The following is a 20,068-nucleotide window of genomic DNA, read 5'->3' as shown; positions in this document are numbered from 1 at the left end:
GTGACTCATACCCCCAGCAACATATCGAGACCGTCTTGATTCACGCGGGTTTGCACAGTGCGCAGGATCTCCCACATGAAGGCTTCCAAGTGAGGCTGGAGACCGGCGCCATCGATGGTGATTGCTGCATCGCCACGCGCCATGGATTCAGCCCGCTCCTGAATCAACTCGGTCTGAGCCTGCATTTGTTTGATCTGCTCCTCGGTCAGCCTTTGCTGCTGCTCGAAAGCCTTAGCGCGGCGATCCTCTTCCGCGTCGATCTGATCCTGAAGCGCCCACTTATCAGAGAATCCGAGGTCGCTATCTGCGAGCGTTCCCCACAGGTCGCCCATCAGCTGCGCGGTACTATCGATAGCTGTATTCAGGGTATCGAACACGCCCAACGCAATATCCCGCTGCGCCTCGATTTCGGCCAGATCTAGCTCGAAACCAAGCTCTAACGTCTTGAGCGTTTCAGCGCTGGCGAGCTCAGCAAGTACGGTCCTGTACTGCGTAGCCAGCTCCATTTCCAAGAGCTGTTTTTCGTGGGCGTTCTGCGCAGCCTGGGCAAGCTCTTCCTTGGATTTGGCCAGGGCATCGGTGGCGTCCTTCTCATTGCTCAGTTCACCAAGCCAGCCTTCTTTCACAGCAAGCCGCTTGGCCTCGATGAGCTCGTTTTGCCGGGCGACATCGAGCATTTCGAACTCGCCTTTGGATAGCTTATCGAGGGCGTCGACCTGTTCGAGGGTTGTGGTTTTTAGCTGCTCCTGAGCCTCTGCCGCTTCTCTGGCGCGTTCCGCCTGCTTTCGTTGCGCGTCAGATAAAGCAACGAGGGTTGCAACCTGATCTTCGTAACTTCCTCGCGAAGCCTCAACCTCGGCTCGAATGCGCTCCTCGGATTTTGCGGCCCACTCTTTCAGTTCAACTATTTCGCGGGTTTGCTGGTCTGCTCTCGCAAGCGCCTCAGTGTTTCCATCCAGTGCCGCTTGCTGATCCTTGACAGCCTGCTCCATTTCCTGAGCTCTGCGGGCGGCGGCCTCGGTACTTGTCTCAAGACCAAGTAATCCACGACTCAAGTCGTAGATATCCGGGGCTACAGCCACCAGCGCACCAAACCCAACAATCAATCCAGTCACCGGATTAAAAAGGAGTGGTCCTATACCCGATACCGCGCTCGATACACCCGCAAACCCTTTAACGCCACCGAGGATAATCAGGGAGTCCGCCAGCGTACCCATCACTGGCAGCAACGTATCAATACCGGTAGCCAGGCCGAATATTGAGCCAACTAGGTTCTGTGCACCATCGCCAGACTTGTTGAAGTCATCAATCATGCCCGCGATGGTCTGAATAAAGGGCTTCAGGCCATCGACTGCGCCAGCGGTGAGATTGGTCAGGGACGATACGCCGTCGATCAAGACTTGGATGGCCTCAGCGAGATCGTCCGGGTTGGTCAAATCCAGATCCCCGAATAGACCGCTGATACTTCCGCCCAGGTTGTCGAATGCAGTTAGTAGCGTGTCGAAATCAACCTGCTCCATTGCCTCCGGCAATGCGCTGGCAATCCCTCGTAAAGTTTCGGTGATCGTATCGGCTGCACCATCGGCGGCATCGTAGAGCTCATCAAACGCCCCGCCGCTGAACTCAAACGATACCGACTTGAATAGATTAGATAGTTCGCCAACAATATCGTCATAGCCATCAAGTAACGGCTCGCCAGCGGTGACGAAAGCGGCCTGAATGTTGTTCAGCAGGTTCTGGTTGATATTCTCGAATGATTTTTCAAGCTCGGCATTAGCTCTAGCTGCTGCTCCGGCGCGCTTCTCCATCGCTTCAAGCGCAGAGGCGAAAGCCCCGGAGTTATCATTAGCCAGAGCTAGTGCGGCCTGCACCGCCTCGGTTGACCCAAATAGATTGGTCATCTCCTCAGCGCTTCCGCCCGTCTCTGCCTTGAGCGCAGCCATGACACCATCAAGGCCATCAGCCTCAAGTGTCACGCCGCCCAGAGCGCTCGTAAGATCCTCGGACGGCTTGAGCAGTTCGGTCAGCAGTGCCTTGAACTTGGTCGTTGATTCAGCGGTGTTGCCGGTGGTGATGGTCAGTGCAGCAATCGCGGCATTTACATCCTCGAATGGGACCTTTGCAGCCGACGCTATGCCTGTTACCTGGCCAAGACTGGCCGCTAATTCAGGGATGCTGGTTTTACCCTTCTGAACTGCGGTAAACAGTACATCCGTGTAATCCCCGGCCTGCGTGACCTCAGCTCCGTAGGCGTTCATTGAACTGGCCAGTAGGTCGGTGACCTGACTCAGGTCGGCCCGTCCACCGGTCGCCAGTACCTCGGCATCAGCGACCAGCTTCACGGCATCGGCATAATCTGTGCCGGTTGAAATGGCCTGATAGACCGAGGCGTTGATCTGCTCGATGGATGACGTTGAATCTTGCGCATAGCGCAGGATCTCATCGCCCAGCGTCTTGACCTGTTCTTCGGTGCCGCTGAATAGTGTACCGATCTCATCAACCGAGGTTTTGAACTCTCCCGCCTGGTTGATCGCCACACCGCCCAGAGCCAAACCGAAGCCAACAACAGCCGTTTCAGCAGCCAGAATGTCTTTTGTCCAGTCAGCCATCGGAGACGTAATGGTCCCGACTTGCCCTTCCAGGCTGGACAGCTTATTCCCAATGCTGGTGACGGTCGGGCCGATCTGGTCGGTACCGGCAAAGATAATTTCAATCGTGCGGGTCAGATCAGCCATGCTTTATCGCCTTGTGCCGTTCGGCTTTTTCTTCCAAGTGGAATGACCAGAGGTGCGTTTCGGTATCGGTTAGGTAGCGCTCTGGAAACAGATCAGGCCGAATCTCGAACAGGAATCGCCCGTTTTTGTCCGCCAGCGAGAGCGCCAACTGGACATCATTCTGCTGCCAGAGCGCTAGGGCTTTGCCTTGGCTGTCGCTCCTTGGCCGGTCAGCTCCATGATTTTGTTGTGCAGCTGCCGGAAAGGGATCGGGTAATGCCGTGCCAGCTTCTGGACCTGTTGTAGATCCAGCTGCGGCGATACCAGCCCGAGGCGGACGTGCTCCATTTCCTTTTTCAGTCGCGCCGGGATGTCATCGCTGCTGATACCCAGCGCTTCAGCCAGCGCCGCCGCCTTCTCCGGCGCAGAGCCGGCCGCCAGCTTTGTGGTGATCTCGGTCAGGATAGCGTGCTTCTGCGTTGCCTCGTCGGCAATAGACAGCTCTTCAGCACCCAGCATTTGCACGACGAATACCGGCTTTTCATCATCCGGGAAGAACGGCGCGAGGTCGGGCAGGCTTACCTCGGCCTGCCGTCGCTCGAACTGCTGCTGGCTGAATGCCTGCGCATCAAACATCAGGATTCAACCTCGCTCGCCGCGTCCGACGCGGAGATGGTGCAGGCTGCTGTCATCGAACCGGATGCCGGCCATGTCCGGGAGATACCCAGCACACCCTGGCTCATCACATGCGGTGCGCGGAACTTGTTGGGGTAGAAGTCGAACCAGAGATTTTCACCCTTGGCTTTGACCACCGGGTCTGTCACGCCGTCGCTGATCAGCTGGGTGAATGAACCCTGACCAAGCGAGCGTGAGACAGAGCCTTCGGAGCCGCCGTAGTACGCCTCGGAGCTGATGCTGAACGATTCTTCCGGCGCCACAAAATCACGCGCCTTCGGCAGGTCGGCGAAAATCGGTGTGGCATAGCTGGCATAGACGGCCTTGCCCACGCTGCCGGTATGTACGGCTGCCAGCGCAGCGGCAAAGCTTACGCGGCCACGGAAGCTGTCCACGGTATAAGTCGGGTAGTCGTAGCGCTCCTGGTGCAGGCCGACGGTCTGGAAAATTTCGGACGCGACAACCGGCGCAGCAGTTTGAGACGACAGGCGCACCTGACCGATCTCGATGCTGTCCACCGGGATCAGCGGCGGGCCACCGGCAGCGGCGCGCGTCTCGGTAAAACTGGTGCCCTCACTGCCAGCCACAGCCGCGATAGCCCCGGCAGCGGTGACGGTGATTGAGTAGATCAGATGCGTATCGACAGTAGGCCGGGCGCAGGTCACGTCAGTATCGGCGGCGACTGATTCCTGCGCACCCGCCAAGTAGCACGTCAGCGCCGCTACATCGACAACATTGTCAGATCCGGATGACGCCGGAGTGACAGCCCCGCCGTTGATCAGCCCGTTCGGACGCACCACCGGCTCATAGCCAGTCTTGCCAGACCACGGAGACGCGGCGGACGTGAATACAGTACGGTCGCCGGAGTCAGTCAGGGCGGCCATCGGGTACGCCTGCTGGCCGGATTCCATGCGCAGCAGCGCATTATCTGCGTTTGCCATGTGTGTTACCTCATGTCATTGATTGCGCGGTTGCGCGGGTTAGGATTGGAACGGGTTGCCGTTGCGGGTGTGATACTGGATTTCGATCTGTAGAGCGCAGCCGATTAGCGAACTACCGGGCTCGGGCGTGAACGGGATCATGCCGGTTTCAGTCATGGATTCAGCCAGGTCGCCCAGTGTCGGATCGGGTACGCCGTCAGCATCGTTAAACAGCGTTGTAATCAGTTCGGCATACATCGCGCCCGAGGCTTCGGCATACTCAGCCGTTGGAGCGTCACGCCGTATGTCATCGGTCTGGCGGACGTACTCAATCACCACCGGCATGGAGTGCGTCAATTGGCCGTATTCGTTGCGTTCGCTGGTCTGGTCCTGATCCCACACGCACACAAATACATCCTCGTCGGCGTACTGTTCGCGCCGCAGGATCGGCATTGTGGTGAGCGATTCAAGACGGCACATGACCGCCTTAACGATCTGTTCGCGGATGGTGTCAGTCATAGAAACCCTTGTTGATTAAGCCGATTTGCCGGTCGAGTTCGGCCATCATGACTTCCATGGCTCGCTCGTGTGCTTTGGCGGCAAGGCCGGGTGTTTTCTCGTAGATCATTGGGATACCTGGGCCTTCTTTCCGGCGCCACGGGATGCCCTTTTCCTTGTCGTACTTCGGGCTATCCACGTTCTCCTCAAACACACCGGAGTACCGCGATTGGATCAGAGTTGCGATAAAGGCATGGCGGTACTTCTCCCGCTTTCCATCACGCCAGATGCGGAACGACACGCCGCCCTTTTTCCCAGCTGCGGGTTTGGCGCTGTAGAACTCAAGCAGATTGAGTGGGCCACTCTTGAGGACTAGCTTGTAGGATGCTTGCCCGAGCGTGCCAAGCGAGGCTTGGTAGAATGTCGCCCGGGACCGAATGTCTTTTTTCTTGAGCGCTGCCTTGGCGTAGATGCCATCAACAATTGCCTTCCGGCCAGCATGACCGCCCTTATTGATCGCCCGTTGTGCGGCTCGCTCTGCACCGTTGCGATAGCCATACAACAGGTCGCGAACCCGCTGCATATCATCGCGATTGATCTGGACTAACTGACCATCGCCGTTTACCCGTGCCATCAGAGCTCCGTTACAACGGCCTTGACCGTATATCCGTCATTGCTGATTTTGCTTTCGACGTACCATTCACTGGTCTCGGTATGGATGCGGTCGCGTTTTTTCAGGTCGCCCACATCATCAACCAGCATTTCAGCCTCATTGCGGTACTCGGTGGTTTCGGTCTCGCCAGCGCTGACAACCTCCACATCGCGGTCGATGCGGACCAGTACGCTGGTGATGGTTTCTTGCGGGTGGTAACGCTCGAAGTCGCAGGGCTCGCCGGTCTTGACCAGCAGGCGCCGGGCGTGGCGTTTGAATGTCTTGTCCATAGTGCCTCCACAAACTGAAACGCCCCGGTTGGGGCGCTTGGATTTGCAGAGGGTTAGGTCCGCTTGCCGCGCTGGAGCATCTTCGGACGAGTGCAGATGAACAGCGGGTAGCTGTAGACCTCCACGTCCACGAACGCATTGCGGCCCGAGGTGTCCGGCAGGGTCATTGCGTACACGTCCTGTCCCGGGGTGTTGATCACGTCGAACCACTCGCCCGGGCTATAGGCAGCTTGGAAAGCACCCGGCGCATTTACCGGGAAAAACTTCACCTTATCCGCACCGATGGCGACCTTGGAGTCATCATCGGTACCGCGGTAGTTGATCCAGGTGATGCCGCCATAACGGAACGATTCGTAAGGCATGCCGACATCATTGCGCAGATCCGCGGCCTCCTGAGTATTCAGGTAGGTCTGGCGCGGCTCCTCGTGCGCAGTCAGGTCGTCCCAGAATGCGTCACCGCACAGGCCTACAACCTGAGTACGGCCCGGCACCCATGCACCACCGGCAGCCTTCTGCATCTGGCGGATCACTTGGTTGCACTTCTTGCGCACCGCGCCGGATGCCGGTGTTGCGTTATCCAGGTCGAAGTCGATTTCCGCATCCTGCGTCACACCCCATTCATCGAACCAGTTATTGATCACGGTGGAGTTGTCTGCGTCGTAAACGATGCCCTGAACCGCACCCAGCATCTGGTGCTCCCAGGTCAGTTCCATTTCGCGCATCAGTCCGGACGGGCCGTTCAGGCGATCAGCCACTTCTGCCTGAACCTGAACCAGCTCCGTCTCCGAACCAAAGGCGCGGATATTGGCCAGTTCTGAAGCGGTGATAGTGTCCTGCTTGGCGATACGGTTGGTGCGGAAATCACGGATGTTGCGCTTGGTCTTGGTTTTCTGCTCCAGCGGAGCGCCGCGCGCGGAGGTGGCAATGACGTTCAGGACGCCGTTCTTTTCTTCGATCGCCACGGTTTCCGTGCGAACTCGGCGTGGTGTGAAGATATTCATGCTGCGCAGCAGCGAGGGCTGGAATTCGGTCTTGTTGAGCGCGTCGGTCAGGGTGACCATCTTGAACGCGTCATCGTTAAAAATGTCGATAGTAGCCATATCGGTCGATCCTCAAATTAAAAAGCCCGCAATCGCGGGCTGTGAATTCGGTGTGAAGCGGTCTGATTCGGTAGGTTTAGCGAACGATGATGTTGCGCTTTTCAAGCTGCTCTGCGGCAGTCGCCTTGTTGCCAGAGGTTGCACCCGACAGGTACACCAGTTCTGCACCGTTAACCTCGGCAAGGCGCGCGATCAGGACGCCCTTCTTGTCGCCACTGGTCGCATCGACGTTATCGAACAGCACGCCCGCGGCGATCTCGGAACCGTCATTTGCCGCCGGATCCCATTCCACGATCTTGCCGGACCCTTCGGCCACAGTGATCGTGAAGGTGTCGCCCTTCGCAAAGTCAGCCGCGCCATCGGCCAGCGTGAATGTCAGACCGCCGCCAGAGAATTCAGAACCGACGGTACCCAGACCAACGACATCGCCCTCCGGGTCAACAACCTGGAACTCGCCAGCATTGGTGGCCGCTTCGGTGATCGTGAGCACGTAGTCGCCCGCCATCGCTCCGGCACCCACAGTGATTGCACCCATTGAGCCATCGCCAGTGTTGCCGCCACCAGCAGTGGCACTGGCAGTGCCCACCTTGATCTTACCGACCACATGGCCAGCCTTCAGGACCTCGCCTGACAGCACAGTGACGCTCTCGCGAGACTGGGTGCCGGGCGCTTCGGATACAAGAAATTCGCCAGCGTGCTGGCCTTCGGTTTTTACAGTCATGATTCACCTCACTTGGTGGTTTTGCTGAATGCCGCCGACCAGCTGCCAGCGTGATTTTCAGAACGGTTTTGATGGTGGTTCGAATTGATATTGGGATCGACCGAGGCTTTGGCCTCTTGGATCGCATGGCGAAGCAGATCTACAGGGCTGCCCAAGTGGGCCATCATGCCGGTGGCGTCGATGCTCTGGGCTTTGGCCAGATCCTTGATTTCACCAGCCAGCTTCAGGCGCTGCTCAATGGTGGCCATCGGCAGCTTGGCTTGAGCCATCGGAACGGCCAGATCAGCGAATCCAGCTTCGGCGCACTTGGTGATTACATCGTCAGCCGGTGCTGCAGCTGGGTTGCGGAAGGCTTCCAGTTCGGCAGTCAGGCTTTCGATGCTACTGCCTTGCTCTTTAATCTGATCTTTGAGCGCTGCAATCTTGCCCTGCTCAGCCAGAATCTGTGTCTCGGCAGCACGTACCTTACCCTGCATCTCAAACATTGCCTGGTCCATACAGGCAGCGGCTTTGAGCTGCTCGCTCTTATCGGTAGCAAAGCCTAGCGCGATCGCCTTGTCTGCATCCATGTAGTAGTCGCCTTGGCTCAGCATGTCGCGGATCGACTCTTCAGTTTGGCCGGTGCGTGCCACATAAAGCTCAATGATCGCGTTTTCGATCTCGTCCACACGGTCGGCATGGTTGCGCAGATCTTCCGCGGTAAACCACCCATCCAGCCCGGCGGAAGGCTTGTGCGCCATCACGCGGCTTCCGAGCAGCATGGTCCGGGTATCACCCGCCAGCATGATCACAGAGCCGATACTTGCAGCCATCGCTTCCACAGTGACGTGCACTTTGGCTTTATGGTTGATCAAGTAGTTAGCGATGCGGATACCAGAGAAAACATCACCACCCGGCGTGTTCAGTTTCAGGTTGATCTCGGTCAGATCGCCGAGCGCATCCACTGCGTCGATAAAGTCTCGGGCCGACTTCTCGCCGAAGAAGTCCACGACCCAATCCGGACTCCAGTCTGATGCAATGATTTTGTCGATGGTGACATTGGCAGTGCCGTCACCGTTGGCTTGTGCTTTAAACCATTTCATGGTCAGGCATCCTCAGGTTGTAGACCTGCCTTTTTTTCCAGGTCGCGTTTACGTTTGCGGGATTCCACGTTCTTGGCCTGCACATCACCGGCCCGGTAGCCGCGCTTGGCAACGGCGGCGTCGTGGGATTCCAGATCGTGTTCGATCTCGGTCACAGTGGCCTCAACATCCTGTGTCGGGTGAATGTGCGGCCAGCGGTGAGTGCGCCAGTCGCGCTTGTTGTAGTCGTTGTATCGGGCGGCATAATCGGGTGCGGAAGCCAGGCCGACGGCCACAGCTTGATCCGTGAACCAGAAGCCGACACGCTCGCAGATCTGGTGGATGCACAAATGATCCTGCGCCATCTCGATTTCCCGGCGGTATTCCTGGATCATGGCCCGGTAGATCCGGTCGTTGACGCCTTCCCAGTCGTTAGTCATTAGCTGGTACAGAGACTTAGCGCCAGCGGCAATCGCCAATAACTGCTGCTTCTGGTAGTCCTTGTAGCCACTTCCGGTGTTGTCGCCGTCGAACAGGGTCAGCTTTTCGCCGGGCAGGCCGGTCAGGATCGTGCCCGGCTGGGCGTTGATCTCCGGCAGGCCATCCTCATCCGTGACCGGCTCCCCGGTGATCGGGTCGAACTGCCAGTCGCTGTCGCCGCTGTACTCTTTCTGCAAAAACGCGGTGAACGGTGCGCGGGTCTCTTTCCGGCGCAGTTCCGCATCTTCGTAGTTGTCGTAGGTGTGGGCGCGCAGCAGGGCCGGAACAATATCCGGCTCACCTCGCACCTGTCCCGGTCTCAGCGGTAGGTAGTGGTGGATAATCTGATCAGCCGGGACACGCACCGGCATATTCGCGCCGACGCTGTAGCCGTCCTGCGGGTGTTCCGGGTACATCCAGACAGCGGCCAAACGACCCCGTTTGGTGTACTCCTTGCCAGCGATAATCCGGTTACCGTTGGCCAGATCCTGATTCAGGTCGAGCGGCACATGATCCGGCTCGATCACCTGCAACTGGATCGGCAGGGTCAGACCCCAAGCGAACGGGCGATACCGAACGCGAATGAACACCTCGCCCGACATGCGCCGGGTGCGTACCGCTTGCGCCAGCTGGCCGTAAAAATCCAGCGAGCCGTCAGCGCAGCTCTCACCGGTCCACGGCAGCCAGAGCTGCTCCAGCGCCTCGTTGAACTCCGGCACGCTGGATTCGAATAGCGGCACAATCCCGGTGCCAACTTCGTTGGAGACGTTGCGACTGATCGCCCGCTCGATCCAAGGGTTGTTTCGGAACGCATGGCGTGACCGGTTGCGCAGCGTTGACAGTGACGCATTCAGTGCCCGGTTCGGCCCGGACGGCGGCGCTACCATACCGGCAGCACGGCGACCCTGTGTTGCGCCCTCATACGCCTGAGCGCGGGCGTTCAGCACACTGTATCGGCCATCGCTCCCTGCTTTGATCGTCAGGCGCGGTTTACTCATTACAACCCCTTGCTGACATTAACCCGCACACCACGGCGCGGGCGGCGGTTTTCGGCGGCGGCCAAAGCCTTCTCGATCCGCGCCTCAGCGGCATGCAATTCAGCCATCGAGCGATACGTCACCGACTTGCCATCGGCATAGGTGACGGACTTCTCGCCGCTGGCAATCGCTTCGCGGATGCTGTCCAGATCGTCTTGGGTGAAGGCCATCAGCCGATTCTGCCTCTGGTTCTGCTTCGCCTCCGTTCAGCCGGTGGCGGTGCGTTGGATTTGCGGGTGGCGGATCGAACGCCGTCTGCCTGAATCTCGCTGTTGTTGTCCCAGTCGCGAGCCCATGGCGGCGGTGCGTCCCAGTTGATTTTGTCGTAGCCGCGCTTGGTTGCCGCGGCATCGGCGTAGACCATTAGGTCAAAGGCTTCATTGTTGCCTTTGCCGGGCTTTTTCCATTTGCCATCCGGGCCACGCTGCTCGTAGGTCAACTCTTCAAAAAACCATTCGCCCAGCCACTCGGGGAAGTGGCAGCAGTTCGGCCCCGGCTCGGTGCGCTCCATGTGGTTGCTGATCGTGTCCTTGATCAGGTTCGTGTTCAGAATGTGCAGCGGGATATCGCCTCGGCTGGATGCGTGCCGGTCTTTCCGGCCCGTGCTGTCCGGCCAGGTCTCGCGCATACGCGGCGCGTTGATCGTGCTACCACCCTTCACCAGCATGATCTTGTGGTGCAGGCCGGAGCGTTTCATCGAGCGGTAGAACTGGTAGGCGTTCTCCGTCACACCATCCTCGCCGCCGGAGTCGATGGCGGTCAGCAGGACCGGCATTTCGCGGCCAGAACCATCACCCAGTGGGTATTTCCGGGTGATCACATGGCTGATCAGCAGATCCCAATCTTCGATGTGACCAGCTGGATCGATGCGCTTGAGTTCGCCATCCTCGTCCTTGCGCTCGGCTTTGCGCAGACTGAAGCGGTCGATCACCCAGCGCTCGCCGCGCTCACCGTATCCCAGCACCTGCACCACGAAGCGGCGCTTCTTGCCGCCCTGTACATCCACCGACCCGAACAGGCAGCGGACGCCTTCCGGCACCACGCGCTCGCCCAGCTTTTCGGAGCGCTGATGTAGAGCCTCGTGGCTGCGGGCGTTTTCGGCTTTGCGGTAGCGGTAGGGCCTGCCCCAGTCCGTATTGATCGTGGTCTTGAGCTTTTCCTGACTGCCGGTCTGCTCGTAGACCTCTTCAGCCTGTTGCAGCTTGATCGCGAGCGAGTCCCAGGTCTGAAAAGTGGCAGCCGGGCCTTCCATCCAAAACGAGGCGATCCGGGTATCTCGGGGCTCACCTTCGATCACGCCATCCCGGGTGATCGTGCAGCCTTCCGGCACGAACTGTCCGCGCCGGTTCAGGTCGCGCTTCTTGTTCGGATCTTCAATCACTGTGCCGCAGTGCGGACAGAATGGACGGCGGCGCTCAAGATTGAAGTTTTCCAGTATCGGCTGGAACCATTCGCTGCAGCTATCACAGGGCCAGTACAGCCGCTCGCGGGTGCCGAGGTTGTACAGCGCCAGCGCCCCTTTTGTCGGCGGGGCCATGTGCGGGTAACGCGGGTCCGGCTTCCAGTCTGGGTCGGTGATATCCCAGCCCGGCGAGGTTTCCACCATCGTCATGCCCGAGGACATGAATGTCTGAGTACGCTTCGTGGCCAGGCTGAACGGATCGCCCTCGCCGCTTAGGTTCTCCGGCAGGCGATCGTAATCGGTCAGCGCAACGAATCGGTAATCGGACGATGACAGCACGTTGACCGTCGGCCACTTGATCCCGAGGTAGTTGCCAGCTTTGAATGTCTTGTCGTGGACGTTGTTGTCATGCCCGTGCGGTGACATCAGCGCCGCCAGCTCCGGGCTGTTGCGCAGCATCCTATCGATGCGCTTCTTGCTGTACTCCCGCGCCTTCTCCTCGGAGATCTGCACGATCAGCATGTCGCCCGGGTCGGAGCTGATCACATAGGCGACCCAGCCGTCGATCAGGGCGTTTGTCTTGCCGGTTCGGGCCGGGCCGATGAATACCACCGCGTCATACTTGCGGCTGGCCAGACAATCCATCGGGCGGATCATGTAGGGTGTTAATTCGGGGCGGTAATCGTCAATTTTTCCGCCGCCGTCCACGACCTTCATTTTCTCGGATGCAGCAGCGCTCGGCTTGATGCGCCTCGGCGACTTGATCAGCCCGGCGACATCATGCTTGATCTGCCGCGCACTCGCCGTCGAGTTCATCATCTTCGATAATCCGCTGATACATCTGGTCGCGAAGGGAATCAATCACGCTTTGCACCCTGTCCACCGCTTCGCCTGGCAGCCCACAATCGCGCTCCAGAATATCCGGCAGGCTGTCCAGGGTTGTGGCCACCGCCTTGGCAAGGCTGCCCATCTCTCGATGGACTTCTTCAGCCACCACCAACCCGCGCAGCGTCTGCTCCAACTTCACCCGTTCGTTCTGAGCCTGATACCAGGCCCGCATTTCAGTGGGGGGTAGCTCGTCAGGGTTGACCCCGCCTGCCACTACAACATCAGCGAAGATCGCCGGGCCCGCATCCTTCAAGGCGTACACGTTTGCCCCGTTGCGAACCCCGCTCGGTATCACTCCTGCTGCATTGAGGCGCTGCCGGATTGTCCCCCGGTGAAATCCAAACGCCTCAGCGAGCCGGGTGATATTCCAGGAATAGGCGTCCTCTATGCGGTTGATCTCTGCCATCTTATTGAATCCATTGGCCGACACTCACGCCAGTGAGAAAATCAACAACCATGCGGGGTTGAGCTGGTTGGTGGTGGCGGCCCTAGAGCACCGAAAAAATGCCGTAAACCGGGTGGTTGCGCCTGCCCCGCGGGGTTTTGGCCGTCCCAGGGTCCCCGCCGATCCTCATGCACCGCCACTGTGCGCCGCTCTCAGGCGTTTGATCTCGCTCTCGCACCGCAGTCCTTCCTCTTCCAAACTCGCGATACGGGCGCTATTTCGAAACTCTGGCGCGACTCGCAGTAATTGCGCGATCTGCTCATCGATCTCCCACACCCGGCGGCGCAGGTCGTTCATGCGTTTCAGGTTCATTCAGGCAGGGGGGTGGGTTTTGAAGTTGACCAATCTCGGACGCTGGTCCGGTCGTCATTGCATTGCCTGACAACCAGTTCGCATTGCCCGATGTACTCGCCGAATGTTCCGTCGAGACCGGGGGCTGGTAGTGGATCAGTCCATATTCTCGGCACGGGCTCGCGTATCTGAGAGGGGGGTCTGGGTTCGGAACTTGCGCACCCGCTCAACCAGATCATCAGGAATATCAGTAGCAGCGCACTCGCCCATCGATTCCAGTTCGGCGGACAGGCGATCCGCCCGGCGACTGGCTGCGAGACGGGCCTGAGCGGTGACAGCCAGCATTCGATCAGTCTCATCACGTTGTGCGCGCTCCTGCTTGATAGTGTCGCTCAGATGGGTGATTGCCTGCTCAGCTTGTTTGAGCTCAGCACCTCGGGTGGCTGCCGTTTCGATGGACCACCAGAGACCACCAGCCAGCGCGACGATGACAGCAGCGACGATCAGGCGGGTGTACATCAGTCCTCGCGCCCACGCTTGTGCTGGTAGTACCAGTTCACGGCAAACGTCAGCATGGCCATAATTGCGCCTACAGCGCCTGCGTTGTTGTTCAGCCACTGCAGAGCATCACCCAATACAAGACCGCCAGACACGGTGTACGTAAGGCCCGCAGCCGTTCGTTGCACAAGATCGGCGTGCTGGTCGATGTTCACTCGGCGCTCCTTAATTCGATGCGTGTTCATTACCCAGCCCTGATAGACACAGGTCGCGCTCGGCGGCGCGGCGCTTCACCAGCCCTGGCAGTTTGATTCCCTTGGCGTAGACCCAGCGCGGCAGCTCATTACACGCGCCACGGCGATCACCGGCGTTCAGTTTGCGCAGGAGAGTGCTGCGCTCAAATGCGCCAGTGCCAACGTTGTAGGCAAACGAGGTATAGGCAGCCTTCTCTTCATGCGAGAGCGGCACTGCGGCGAGGTTGCTGACATCGTGGGCGTACTGGACAACTTCGTCCGTCAGTAGCTGTTCGCACTGCTCAGGTGTGGCGGTATCGCCTATCTGGACGCCGTGGGTGTATCCGAAACAAATAGTCGGAATGCCTACTGGGTCGTTATATGCAGTGGTGCGCAACCCCTCAAACCCGGCAACAGCCGACAGAGCGATGGCCAGCCATGTCTTCTTACCGGGGCGAATCATAATCGGGGATGCTGAGGCAGGTTTCAGACACAAAAAAACCCCGCCGTGGCGAGGTTCTGTTGTTCGTGGTCACTTCGACCAGATTAGCTAAATCGTAGTATCTCAGGGCCGACTTTGCAACCCTTAACTGGATATTTATCCAGCTAAAGCCAAATGACCGAAAAGTCGATCTGTTTTGAGTAATTCGAGCGCCATCACTTCCCGCCCTCTCGATAATCGCCCCTTGTACTGATCCAGTGTCATACCCATCAAAACAGCTATCTCATCGCCACTTTTGCCGCGATAAAACCGGCTAGCCAGAACAGCCAGTGCTTGATGCTTCGGCACCTCTCCAGTACCAACAGGTGATCCGAGTAGATGTTTAGCCAGCCCCAGATCGACATGCTCACCCCGGATAAACTCCATTTCACGGACCATTTTATCGTTTGATCGATCCATCCCTGAGCGCCCGGGCAGGTCACCCTGATAGTCGATCAGCATCTGCAACGTACTCGGCTGATGCCACCCCGCCGATTTCGTCGTGCTCTCCAGGTCATTCAGGTAGACCTCGATCAGTTTATCGATCCGCGCCCGCATCTGCTTGTCGATAGCCATCACGCCTCCCGCCAGATAACCGATTGCCCATCAAACCCGACGGCCTGCCGCCCAGGCTCGATAATAATCTCCCCGCGCTCGCCCCAGAATTTCAGAGCGTCCGCGTGAAAAATATGCTGATCCTCTGTGTGTACCGCATCCCACAGCGCCTTGAGCAGGTTGTCTGTATCTGGCTTGCCCTGGTGGGGCTGACCAAGCTGCTCCGCTCTGCGCTTCTTACTCCATGATTGGGGCATAGGCAGCACGAAAATCACGCGGTCACCTGTCGGCCTCAGATCGATACCCAAGGCCCGCACCTGGTCTTTAAATGCCCTGTATCGCATCACAGCAGGGCGCTTTTGCCATCGATCACGCTGCGTCTGGCGGGGCTTTGGGACTGGGTCAATCAGATAGCGTTTTGCCTCTGCGCCAGCCGGGAGCTGATAACTACGCTCATCGCCAGCGAGCAGATCGCGCTGAGCCTCACGAGCAGCCAGCTTTGCCAATATAAAACCTGCTTCAACCCTACTCACTCGACATCCTCCAGCGCTATCGCCATTCGCTCCGCCGCTTTCCGCACATCCGCCGCTGAGTCGCACTTCAGATTAGTTGCCACCTCACGCAGATCATCAGCCGAAATACCGAACCAGATACACAGCTCGATATTGCCCGCCAGCATCACCGGGCGCTCTGCATCATCATGATGTGCGGCAAACAGAACATTGCCGATCATTTGCTTGCGAACTGCCTCGGTCGTCAGTCCTTGAGTGATCAAAACACACCCTCCTGCTCGTCCAGTTTTGCCAGTGCGTGACGGGTTAGAATCAGCAGCTCTTGCTCCGTGCCGAATCGCTCGATAAACCGCGTTTTGTCGAGATGTATGCTGGGCACTGCTGGGTGATGCGTCCCGCGATGATGCGCAGGGCATAGCGGGATGGCATCGCCATGGGAGGCCTTCTGCCCGACTCCAGCGCCAGCGCGGGGGTGATGCATTTCTGCAGGCGTCCCGGGTGTACCTTGAACGCGGCAGGCGATACACCCGATTTCAAACAGACGATTCAAATGGTCTTTGTCGGCCTTTTTCATTCCGCTTTAATCTCCCAACGACCTGATTCAGCCTGCACAACCCTTTCAGCGTCCACCGTCTCATCGATAAACCGGGTGAATGCCGTATGATCCTGAATAGTTCCGTGGTTTCGTCCAAAGTGCCCGGTGTAGTGCGTGCCGGGAAACGCCTGCTTCATGCAGTGGATAAAATCGACAAACGAGTGATACGCGTTGTTTTTACCGCCTGCTCGCAGATACGCGGCATACCGCGGGTTTGTCGGTTTGAATGCGTCGAGTAGTGTGGTCATGCCGCCCTCGCCTCCCTGTATTCCGCATAGGCCGCCAGTGCAGGCTCACCCCAAATCACATTCAGCTCGGTACCCAGGGCATAGAGAAATTCGATAAACGCCGCCGCCTCCGCTTTTCTGAACCTGCGGGTGCTTGGTCTTACCGTCACCCACTCTTTGAGTTTGTGGCTGTAAACCGTCTCGCCCGGATGCGTTAATGGCGTACCAGCCTGCTTCATCTCCTCGGCAAACTCAGCCACCATGAGCGCCTTCACGCCCTCAAACGTATTTCCCCGGAACGCACAGCGGTGAATGTCCTTGATCATGGCGTGGTACTTCGCCTCCTGGCTGCGGGACTTGCTCATCTCGCCAACCCAGATGGAGCATTGCTTGCCTGACTTCACAATCTCGCAGGCCAGTTGCCACATCCGCGCCGCACCCGGCCTTAGCTGGGTTTCGTTGTGGATTGCAATCTCGAGACTATTCACCCAGCACCCCCAGCTTGCGCAGCATATCCGCTGGCAGCAGTACGGCGTCCACCGCCCGATACCGGGTGATCGCGACTGGTTTTTTGTCATTCAGCAGGCCGGAGATAGAGATAGCCCCGGCATTGGCGACACTGATCCGGTTATCCATGGCTTCATTGAACAAAGCCTGTATTTCACTGAGCCGATTATCCCGGTCAATCAGGGCGCGCTGGAGGCGTTTGTTTTCTTCAACGGATGTCTTTAGGTTGCGTTCGCTTTCAGCACTCATTGGCGATTTCCTCCAGCTGGATTAATGTCTGCTCCGCGTCCGCCAACTGCTCCTTCGCTCTCTGGTAGCTCCACCGATCCGCTTGTGAGCAGTGCTTGCCTTTCGATCTATCGTTCTCAAACATCATGATAACGAGCCTGCATTCCTTGATTTTTCGCTGTGTCTGGTCGATAGCGAGGTGTTCCAGGTAGGTCATGCCACACCCCGCATTTCACTGGAGTAGTGGACGTACCGGTGTGGACGGGCTGTCAGCCCCTCCAGGTATTGAGTGGTTTTCGGGCAGAACCAGAGGCCAACTCCACCTTCCCATTCGCCGTTACGCTGCTTGCAGCACTCGAAAACAGCGTCGGGCTTTTGGTTGATCGCCTCATACGCCGCATCAACGTCCTCAACGTCTGCGACACCCTGCTCCAGCTTCTCCAGCTCGCGCTCTTTCGGCTTGTTGCGCCAGATGGTGAACACGTTATCCGCCAGATCCGTCACCGCCCCGGTGCCCTTCACGTCCATTTTCCCGGTGGGCTTCATCTCGCTCTCGCCTTTACGGCTGTGAGTAACGAGAAACACATGAACGCCGTGCTTATTCTTGAAGTCACACAGCTTTTCGATGAACAGCTTCTGGCCGCTGTAATCATCCTCTGCAATGCCGCATTTCATCAGCGAATCCACCACGAACAGGTCGATGCCGTAGCGGCGGCGGGCGTACAGGAACACCTCCAGTAGTCGATCCGTCTTGGCCGTCCCGGTCAGGTCGAATATCCAGAGCTTGTCCCTGTACCATTCCACGGCGGCACGGATGTAGTCCTCTGCCGGAATGCCGGTATTCACTGCGCAGGCTTGCCGGGTCAGGCGACCGAGTAGGCGCTTTGGTGGGAGCTCCATTGAGGCGATACAGATACGCCGGGTTTGCTCCATGGCCCCGAGACACAGGTGACCAACGATCTGGCTCTTACCATGCCCGTTAACGCCATTGATGATGCTCAGCTCTGCATCCCGGAACCTGAATTTGTGGGTTGTTTTTTCCCAGGGCGCGAGAAATCCAGGCTCTTCGCCCTTTGGGTGGAATAGCTCCACCACGTCATCGGCGTAGTCGGCAGCAGATCGCAGTTCCTGGGGGTCGTAGGCGCGGGCCTCTTTGACCAATACGGCGGCAGCCTCGGGCGTAAATACCCCCATCTGCAACGCCTCGTTGGCATCCTTGGTCAGTAGCCCCTCAACGACACGACAGCGATGCGATCCCAGCCGGTCGATAATTTCGGCCACCGCGGCCTTGCCGGTATCGTCGTTGTCCATCGCCAGGATGATTTCATCGAACCGTTCCAGGTTGTCGAACTCGTTATCGATCCACTGCTGCTTAGCGCCCTTGCCGCCGCCGAACGGAACCGACAGTGCCGGTTGTCCGGCCTGCCACCAGCTACAGGCGTCAATCTCGCCCTCACAGATCACCACATGCCGTGCGTTGTCGGGGATGGCCTGCCAGCCGAACAGACAGGGCTCCTGCTCGCCACTGGTGGGCTTGGGCGGCTCCGTGCGCTTGCCGTTGGCGTCCCGGCGCACCGAGTCCTGCTTGATCATCCGGGCCTCACCGTCGCGGATGTACGGGAAAATCATGTGATGGCCGGATTCAGCGATCTTGAACGCCTCGATGGTGCGTGGTTCAAGGCATCGGACCTTGGTCAGATACTCCAGTACCTCGGATTTCGGCGCGGTACACTTCGGCTTGCGCGGGGCTTTGTAGCGGGGTTTTTCGTAGCCGCTGAACCTGGGTTTTTCGTCCTCCCGGATGCCGATATGTGCCTTGGCCTCTCGGATTGCGGTAGGCAGGTCACACCCACGAACAGCGCTCCACAGGTCGATCAGGTCGCCACCTTCCCCGGTGGCAAAGTCCTGCCAGATTCCGGCACGCTCGCCCTTGATCCGCACCCCGAGGCTCTTTCCCGCCTCGCCGGATGTGGAGCCGACACGCCATTCCTGGCCATCGCGCTTGCCGTTGGGGAGGAGGTGCTGTGCGATCCCAGCCGCATCGCGGGCCAGTTCGCGGCTCAGTTCTGCCGGGGTCATATGTACACCACTCCGGCCAGAGGGTCGTTCGGATTTTCGTAGGTTTTTCGCGGGGCACTCTTGGACCACTTTCCGGCATTGCGCAGCCATGTGCGCAGCGCAGCGTCCCAGTCTTTGAACTTCGAGCCCTTGGCCAGGTGGTGATCGCAGAACTGCTCAAACTCGCCGGCAAGGTCCACGCCGAGTTTTGAGGCTAGTTCCCGGTGCTTGCCGTTGGGGGTGAAATTATCCGGCAGTTGGGATGCCCTGGACTGGGCTTTTGCCTTTGGCTTCAGATCAGCCTGTTGAGGTGGGTCATCGCAACGCGATGCGCCCCTATAATCTTCTTGTGTAATATTGTCTTTCTTATTGTGTACCCCGTTTTCGGGTAGGTTTTTACCCGTTTTCGGGTAATCCGTTACCCGTTTTCGGGTAGTTTTATACCCATTTTCGGGTAATTTGTTTTTACCCGTTTTCGGGTAATTTTGCTCGATCACCCACTCATCGATAGCTAGATTTACACCCAGTTTTTTGCCATCTTTGAGCAAGATTTTTCGATCGATCAGAGAGCGCTTTATCTCAGACTGGTGGTTCTGTGTGATGCCTGTTAAATCCTCCAATTGACCTGCGGCAATCCAATCCATCTCGCGACGGTAGCCGATGGTTTTGAGGATAACTGCATGCAGGAAGCGGAACTCGCGCCCACTCAGTTGAACTTGACAGAGCATTTCACTCAGGGTATTAGACAGCTTGAACCATCCGTCCTCTGTGTCGGCCATACGGCGCCCCTGAAGCTGGATTATTTCGGCGGTTTGGGTCATACTTATCTCCGGTCATACTGACTATTTGAAGCCCCGGTTCTTGGTTGCCACCTGCCGGGGCTTCGTTGTTTTCAGGTTATTCAGCCCGCCCTTTCCGTTCGCACCGAACGGATCATTCACTTGGCACCGCCAGCAGGATTCGAACCTGCAACCATCCGGGTAGAAGCCGGATGCTCTAT

Annotated in this window: 27 protein-coding genes; all 27 read right to left on the bottom strand. The window is 58.2% G+C overall.

Annotated features, from left to right (window positions below):
- Nucleotides 1-5: 5 nt before the first annotated feature.
- Nucleotides 6-2,735 (bottom strand): phage tail tape measure protein, encoded by a 2,730-nt coding sequence (locus G403_RS0109890; RefSeq protein ID WP_027853853.1) that lies wholly within the window; start codon nucleotides 2,733-2,735, stop codon nucleotides 6-8.
- 174 nt (nucleotides 2,736-2,909) lie between these two features.
- Complete coding sequence (locus tag G403_RS0109880) at nucleotides 2,910-3,350, bottom strand: hypothetical protein (RefSeq protein ID WP_027853852.1); 441 nt, start codon at nucleotides 3,348-3,350, stop codon at nucleotides 2,910-2,912.
- Nucleotides 3,350-4,330 carry a hypothetical protein gene (locus tag G403_RS0109875; protein WP_027853851.1) on the bottom strand — a complete coding sequence of 327 codons (981 nt, stop codon included), beginning with the start codon at nucleotides 4,328-4,330 and terminating at the stop codon, nucleotides 3,350-3,352. Before G403_RS0109875 ends, G403_RS0109880 begins: the two co-directional genes overlap by 1 nt.
- A 39-nt stretch (nucleotides 4,331-4,369) precedes the next feature.
- Complete coding sequence (locus G403_RS0109870; RefSeq protein ID WP_027853850.1) at nucleotides 4,370-4,828, bottom strand: hypothetical protein; 459 nt, start codon at nucleotides 4,826-4,828, stop codon at nucleotides 4,370-4,372.
- Complete coding sequence (locus tag G403_RS0109865) at nucleotides 4,821-5,441, bottom strand: hypothetical protein (protein WP_027853849.1); 621 nt, start codon at nucleotides 5,439-5,441, stop codon at nucleotides 4,821-4,823. The genes G403_RS0109870 and G403_RS0109865 overlap by 8 nt, the downstream gene beginning before the upstream one ends.
- A complete protein-coding gene (locus G403_RS0109860) occupies nucleotides 5,441-5,749 on the bottom strand; it encodes a hypothetical protein (RefSeq protein WP_027853848.1) in 309 nt (102 codons plus the stop codon). Before G403_RS0109860 ends, G403_RS0109865 begins: the two co-directional genes overlap by 1 nt.
- 53 nt (nucleotides 5,750-5,802) lie before the next feature.
- On the bottom strand, nucleotides 5,803-6,849 hold the full coding sequence (locus tag G403_RS0109855; RefSeq protein ID WP_027853847.1) for a major capsid protein: 1,047 nt from the start codon (nucleotides 6,847-6,849) through the stop codon (nucleotides 5,803-5,805).
- Nucleotides 6,850-6,925: 76 nt separating this feature from the next.
- Nucleotides 6,926-7,570 (bottom strand): head decoration protein, encoded by a 645-nt coding sequence (locus G403_RS0109850; RefSeq protein ID WP_027853846.1) that lies wholly within the window; start codon nucleotides 7,568-7,570, stop codon nucleotides 6,926-6,928.
- 8 nt (nucleotides 7,571-7,578) lie between these two features.
- Nucleotides 7,579-8,652 (bottom strand): head maturation protease, ClpP-related, encoded by a 1,074-nt coding sequence (locus tag G403_RS24470; RefSeq protein ID WP_027853845.1) that lies wholly within the window; start codon nucleotides 8,650-8,652, stop codon nucleotides 7,579-7,581.
- Between the two features lie 2 nt (nucleotides 8,653-8,654).
- Nucleotides 8,655-10,109, bottom strand: coding sequence for a phage portal protein (locus tag G403_RS0109840; protein ID WP_051298825.1), 1,455 nt, complete (start codon nucleotides 10,107-10,109; stop codon nucleotides 8,655-8,657).
- Nucleotides 10,109-10,318 carry a phage head-tail joining protein gene (locus G403_RS24925; RefSeq protein WP_027853843.1) on the bottom strand — a complete coding sequence of 70 codons (210 nt, stop codon included), beginning with the start codon at nucleotides 10,316-10,318 and terminating at the stop codon, nucleotides 10,109-10,111. The genes G403_RS0109840 and G403_RS24925 overlap by 1 nt, the downstream gene beginning before the upstream one ends.
- The gene (locus G403_RS22840) at nucleotides 10,318-12,369 is read right to left on the bottom strand and encodes a phage terminase large subunit family protein (protein WP_211232672.1); all 2,052 of its coding nucleotides are present in this window, start codon (nucleotides 12,367-12,369) and stop codon (nucleotides 10,318-10,320) included. The genes G403_RS24925 and G403_RS22840 overlap by 1 nt, the downstream gene beginning before the upstream one ends.
- Nucleotides 12,329-12,844 carry a DUF1441 family protein gene (locus G403_RS0109825; protein ID WP_027853842.1) on the bottom strand — a complete coding sequence of 172 codons (516 nt, stop codon included), beginning with the start codon at nucleotides 12,842-12,844 and terminating at the stop codon, nucleotides 12,329-12,331. Before G403_RS0109825 ends, G403_RS22840 begins: the two co-directional genes overlap by 41 nt.
- Nucleotides 12,845-13,009: 165 nt before the next feature.
- Nucleotides 13,010-13,180, bottom strand: coding sequence for a hypothetical protein (locus G403_RS22835; RefSeq protein ID WP_156899675.1), 171 nt, complete (start codon nucleotides 13,178-13,180; stop codon nucleotides 13,010-13,012).
- A gap of 150 nt (nucleotides 13,181-13,330) precedes the next feature.
- On the bottom strand, nucleotides 13,331-13,693 hold the full coding sequence (locus G403_RS0109815; protein WP_027853841.1) for a hypothetical protein: 363 nt from the start codon (nucleotides 13,691-13,693) through the stop codon (nucleotides 13,331-13,333).
- Nucleotides 13,693-13,887 (bottom strand): phage holin family protein, encoded by a 195-nt coding sequence (locus G403_RS0109810; protein WP_027853840.1) that lies wholly within the window; start codon nucleotides 13,885-13,887, stop codon nucleotides 13,693-13,695. The genes G403_RS0109815 and G403_RS0109810 overlap by 1 nt, the downstream gene beginning before the upstream one ends.
- A 10-nt stretch (nucleotides 13,888-13,897) precedes the next feature.
- Entirely contained in the window at nucleotides 13,898-14,368 is a 471-nt protein-coding gene (locus G403_RS0109805) for a lysozyme (protein ID WP_027853839.1), read from the bottom strand.
- A gap of 135 nt (nucleotides 14,369-14,503) precedes the next feature.
- On the bottom strand, nucleotides 14,504-14,962 hold the full coding sequence (locus tag G403_RS0109800) for a hypothetical protein (RefSeq protein WP_027853838.1): 459 nt from the start codon (nucleotides 14,960-14,962) through the stop codon (nucleotides 14,504-14,506).
- A complete protein-coding gene (locus G403_RS25545; RefSeq protein WP_211232671.1) occupies nucleotides 14,962-15,474 on the bottom strand; it encodes a RusA family crossover junction endodeoxyribonuclease in 513 nt (170 codons plus the stop codon). The genes G403_RS0109800 and G403_RS25545 overlap by 1 nt, the downstream gene beginning before the upstream one ends.
- A complete protein-coding gene (locus tag G403_RS0109790) occupies nucleotides 15,471-15,716 on the bottom strand; it encodes a hypothetical protein (RefSeq protein ID WP_027853837.1) in 246 nt (81 codons plus the stop codon). The genes G403_RS25545 and G403_RS0109790 overlap by 4 nt, the downstream gene beginning before the upstream one ends.
- A complete protein-coding gene (locus G403_RS0109785; RefSeq protein WP_027853836.1) occupies nucleotides 15,713-16,027 on the bottom strand; it encodes a Ref family recombination enhancement nuclease in 315 nt (104 codons plus the stop codon). The genes G403_RS0109790 and G403_RS0109785 overlap by 4 nt, the downstream gene beginning before the upstream one ends.
- On the bottom strand, nucleotides 16,024-16,296 hold the full coding sequence (locus tag G403_RS0109780) for a hypothetical protein (protein ID WP_027853835.1): 273 nt from the start codon (nucleotides 16,294-16,296) through the stop codon (nucleotides 16,024-16,026). Before G403_RS0109780 ends, G403_RS0109785 begins: the two co-directional genes overlap by 4 nt.
- Entirely contained in the window at nucleotides 16,293-16,763 is a 471-nt protein-coding gene (locus G403_RS24465; RefSeq protein WP_027853834.1) for a recombination protein NinB, read from the bottom strand. Before G403_RS24465 ends, G403_RS0109780 begins: the two co-directional genes overlap by 4 nt.
- Nucleotides 16,756-17,031 carry a hypothetical protein gene (locus tag G403_RS0109770; protein WP_027853833.1) on the bottom strand — a complete coding sequence of 92 codons (276 nt, stop codon included), beginning with the start codon at nucleotides 17,029-17,031 and terminating at the stop codon, nucleotides 16,756-16,758. Before G403_RS0109770 ends, G403_RS24465 begins: the two co-directional genes overlap by 8 nt.
- Nucleotides 17,021-17,227 carry a hypothetical protein gene (locus tag G403_RS0109765; protein WP_027853832.1) on the bottom strand — a complete coding sequence of 69 codons (207 nt, stop codon included), beginning with the start codon at nucleotides 17,225-17,227 and terminating at the stop codon, nucleotides 17,021-17,023. The genes G403_RS0109770 and G403_RS0109765 overlap by 11 nt, the downstream gene beginning before the upstream one ends.
- The gene (locus G403_RS0109760; protein WP_027853831.1) at nucleotides 17,224-19,089 is read right to left on the bottom strand and encodes a toprim domain-containing protein; all 1,866 of its coding nucleotides are present in this window, start codon (nucleotides 19,087-19,089) and stop codon (nucleotides 17,224-17,226) included. The genes G403_RS0109765 and G403_RS0109760 overlap by 4 nt, the downstream gene beginning before the upstream one ends.
- The gene (locus G403_RS24460) at nucleotides 19,086-19,889 is read right to left on the bottom strand and encodes a replication protein (RefSeq protein ID WP_027853830.1); all 804 of its coding nucleotides are present in this window, start codon (nucleotides 19,887-19,889) and stop codon (nucleotides 19,086-19,088) included. Before G403_RS24460 ends, G403_RS0109760 begins: the two co-directional genes overlap by 4 nt.
- Nucleotides 19,890-20,068 lie beyond the last annotated feature (179 nt).

The sequence above is a fragment of the Marinobacterium litorale DSM 23545 genome, assembly GCF_000428985.1.
Lineage (GTDB): Bacteria > Pseudomonadota > Gammaproteobacteria > Pseudomonadales > Balneatricaceae > Marinobacterium_D > Marinobacterium_D litorale.
This window is presented reverse-complemented; position numbering and strand designations above follow the sequence as displayed.

Bases quoted from the DNA above. Each gene is read 5' to 3' on its own strand.
- G403_RS24470 (WP_027853845.1), bottom strand. From the start codon at position 8,652: ATGAAATGGTTTAAAGCACAAGCCAACGGTGACGGCACTGCCAATGTC.
- G403_RS0109825 (WP_027853842.1), bottom strand. From the start codon at position 12,844: ATGGCAGAGATCAACCGCATAGAGGACGCCTATTCCTGGAATATCACC.
- G403_RS0109850 (WP_027853846.1), bottom strand. From the start codon at position 7,570: ATGACTGTAAAAACCGAAGGCCAGCACGCTGGCGAATTTCTTGTATCC.
- G403_RS0109770 (WP_027853833.1), bottom strand. From the start codon at position 17,031: ATGAGTGCTGAAAGCGAACGCAACCTAAAGACATCCGTTGAAGAAAAC.
- G403_RS0109870 (WP_027853850.1), bottom strand. From the start codon at position 4,828: ATGACTGACACCATCCGCGAACAGATCGTTAAGGCGGTCATGTGCCGT.
- G403_RS0109805 (WP_027853839.1), bottom strand. From the start codon at position 14,368: ATGATTCGCCCCGGTAAGAAGACATGGCTGGCCATCGCTCTGTCGGCT.
- G403_RS0109860 (WP_027853848.1), bottom strand. From the start codon at position 5,749: ATGGACAAGACATTCAAACGCCACGCCCGGCGCCTGCTGGTCAAGACC.
- G403_RS0109800 (WP_027853838.1), bottom strand. From the start codon at position 14,962: ATGGCTATCGACAAGCAGATGCGGGCGCGGATCGATAAACTGATCGAG.
- G403_RS0109865 (WP_027853849.1), bottom strand. From the start codon at position 5,441: ATGGCACGGGTAAACGGCGATGGTCAGTTAGTCCAGATCAATCGCGAT.
- G403_RS0109890 (WP_027853853.1), bottom strand. From the start codon at position 2,735: ATGGCTGATCTGACCCGCACGATTGAAATTATCTTTGCCGGTACCGAC.
- G403_RS0109855 (WP_027853847.1), bottom strand. From the start codon at position 6,849: ATGGCTACTATCGACATTTTTAACGATGACGCGTTCAAGATGGTCACC.
- G403_RS0109880 (WP_027853852.1), bottom strand. From the start codon at position 3,350: ATGTTTGATGCGCAGGCATTCAGCCAGCAGCAGTTCGAGCGACGGCAG.
- G403_RS0109840 (WP_051298825.1), bottom strand. From the start codon at position 10,109: ATGAGTAAACCGCGCCTGACGATCAAAGCAGGGAGCGATGGCCGATAC.
- G403_RS0109815 (WP_027853841.1), bottom strand. From the start codon at position 13,693: ATGTACACCCGCCTGATCGTCGCTGCTGTCATCGTCGCGCTGGCTGGT.
- G403_RS0109780 (WP_027853835.1), bottom strand. From the start codon at position 16,296: ATGACCACACTACTCGACGCATTCAAACCGACAAACCCGCGGTATGCC.
- G403_RS22835 (WP_156899675.1), bottom strand. From the start codon at position 13,180: ATGAACGACCTGCGCCGCCGGGTGTGGGAGATCGATGAGCAGATCGCG.
- G403_RS24460 (WP_027853830.1), bottom strand. From the start codon at position 19,889: ATGACCCAAACCGCCGAAATAATCCAGCTTCAGGGGCGCCGTATGGCC.
- G403_RS0109765 (WP_027853832.1), bottom strand. From the start codon at position 17,227: ATGACCTACCTGGAACACCTCGCTATCGACCAGACACAGCGAAAAATC.
- G403_RS0109785 (WP_027853836.1), bottom strand. From the start codon at position 16,027: ATGAAAAAGGCCGACAAAGACCATTTGAATCGTCTGTTTGAAATCGGG.
- G403_RS24925 (WP_027853843.1), bottom strand. From the start codon at position 10,318: ATGGCCTTCACCCAAGACGATCTGGACAGCATCCGCGAAGCGATTGCC.
- G403_RS0109760 (WP_027853831.1), bottom strand. From the start codon at position 19,089: ATGACCCCGGCAGAACTGAGCCGCGAACTGGCCCGCGATGCGGCTGGG.
- G403_RS0109875 (WP_027853851.1), bottom strand. From the start codon at position 4,330: ATGGCAAACGCAGATAATGCGCTGCTGCGCATGGAATCCGGCCAGCAG.
- G403_RS22840 (WP_211232672.1), bottom strand. From the start codon at position 12,369: ATGATGAACTCGACGGCGAGTGCGCGGCAGATCAAGCATGATGTCGCC.